Origin of the sequence: Flavobacterium sp. (assembly GCF_035456085.1) — a bacterium.
Taxonomy (GTDB): domain Bacteria; phylum Bacteroidota; class Bacteroidia; order Flavobacteriales; family Flavobacteriaceae; genus Flavobacterium.
Map to the genome: position 1 here is coordinate 1 of NZ_DATIDY010000090.1, position 2,360 is coordinate 2,360.

Annotated in this window: 1 protein-coding gene; it reads left to right on the forward strand. The window is 33.8% G+C overall.

Annotated features, from left to right (window positions below; all coding sequences use genetic code 11):
* Positions 1-152: 152 nt before the first annotated feature.
* Positions 153-2,129 (forward strand): alpha-ketoacid dehydrogenase subunit alpha/beta, encoded by a 1,977-nt coding sequence (locus VLC96_RS06905; RefSeq protein WP_325261625.1) that lies wholly within the window; start codon positions 153-155, stop codon positions 2,127-2,129.
* The last annotated feature ends 231 nt before the right edge of the window (positions 2,130-2,360 follow it).

A 2,360-nucleotide genomic window follows, 5' to 3' on the forward strand; every position in this document is an offset into this window, starting at 1 on the left:
AGAAGTCTAAAAACTTCATGACTACAAATATAAAAAATAAAACAGATACGTTTTTTGTAAAATTACCCACATTTTAAAATTTTATAACAATTGCAAAACGTCCTGTTATAATTATTTTATCTTTGAGAGATCCAAAAAAAACACTATTACAAATGAATTTTGATAGAAGAAACCTAACCAACGAAACTTTATTAGATCTCTATAAAAGAATTCTAAAACCACGATTGGTTGAAGAAAAAATGCTAATTCTTATTCGTCAGGGAAAAGTATCTAAATGGTTTTCAGGAATAGGACAAGAAGCTATTTCTGTGGGAATTACAGCGGCTTTAGATAACGACGAATACATTTTGCCGATGCATCGAAACTTAGGCGTATTTACAGGAAGAGACATTCCGTTGCACCGATTATTTTCGCAATGGCAGGGCAAAGCCAATGGTTTTACGAAAGGAAGAGACCGAAGTTTTCATTTTGGAACACAACAGTATAAAATCATCGGAATGATTTCGCATCTGGGACCACAACTTGGTATTGCCGATGGTATAGCATTGGCTAATAGATTGAAAAAAAACGGAAAAGTAACAGCCGTTTTCACAGGTGAAGGTGCTACTAGTGAAGGTGATTTTCATGAAGCTTTGAATATTGCCGCAGTATGGGATTTGCCAGTTCTTTTTATAATTGAAAATAATGGATACGGATTATCGACTCCAACCAATGAACAATACCGTTGCCAAAATCTCGCAGATAAAGGAATTGGATATGGAATTGAAAGTCATATTGTGGATGGAAATAATATTTTGGAAGTTTTCAATTTAATAACTGAACTAAAATCATCAATGGTTGAAAAACCAAGACCAATTTTTTTAGAGTTTAAAACCTTTAGAATGCGCGGTCATGAAGAGGCGAGTGGTACCAAATATGTTCCCCAGGAATTGATGAATATTTGGGCTGCCAAAGATCCTGTTGACAATTACAGAAGTTATTTGTACCAAAATAATATTCTAACTAGAGAATATGATGATGAGATTCTAACTGAAATCAAAAAAGATATTGATGAAAGTTGGGCTTTCGCCAATGAAGAACCTGAAATAATTGCAACTTACGAAGAGGAACTAAATGATGTTTACAAACCCTATCAACATGAAGATATTAAGGCAGATTCAGAGGTAGAGAATATCCGTTTTATAGACGCCATTTCAAGTGGTTTGCGTCAATCTATGGAACGCCATGAAAATTTGGTTATCATGGGACAAGATATTGCTGAATATGGCGGCGCATTCAAGATAACTGACGGATTTGTGACTCAATTTGGTAAAGATCGTGTTCGTAATACACCCATTTGCGAAAGTGCTGTAGTCTCGACTGCTATGGGATTGTCTATTAATGGATACAAAGCCATTGTTGAGATGCAATTTGCTGATTTTGTTTCTACAGGATTTAATCCGATAGTGAATTTATTAGCCAAATCACATTATCGTTGGTTAGAAAAAGCCGATGTTGTGGTTCGAATGCCTTGTGGGGCAGGAACTCAAGCGGGACCATTTCATTCACAAACTAATGAAGCCTGGTTTACCAAAACTCCAGGTTTAAAAGTAGTTTATCCTGCTTTTCCTTATGATGCAAAAGGCTTGCTTAACACTTCAATTAATGATCCAAATCCAGTACTTTTTTTTGAACATAAACAATTGTATAGAAGTCTGTCACAAGATGTTCCCAAAGATTATTACACTATTCCGTTGGGGAAAGCGGCTTTACTAAAAGAAGGAAATGATATAACGATAATTTCTTTTGGTGCTGCTGTGCATTGGGCATTAGAAACTTTGACCCAAAATCCTGATATTAATGCTGATGTTTTGGATTTAAGAACATTACAGCCTTTGGATATAGAAGCCATTTTTAAATCAGTTAAGAAAACTGGAAAAGTAATCATTTATCAAGGAGACACTTTGTTTGGTGGAATTGCAAGCGATATTTCGGCATTGATTATGGAAAATTGTTTTGAATATTTGGATGCACCTGTAAAACGTGTGGCTAGTTTGGATTCTCCAATTCCGTTTACAAAAGCATTAGAAGATCAATTTTTGCCGAAAGGAAGATTTGAAAAGGAGCTGAAAAATCTGCTGGAATATTAAAATTTACAAAAATAAATTTTTAGTAGGTAAATCTTTTAAAATAGATAATTGGAAAAAATAGTTTTAAAATTAAAAGCCATAAACAATAATCCAAATCTATTTGTGACATCTAATAGAATCAGGACAGTTGTAAGTAATCATTGCGATAATCTGTTAAAAGCGATAATTGAGAATATTATTTTTTGTAAATTTATATAGCAAAATCAAATGCTGAAAGCCCAAATAGATTCG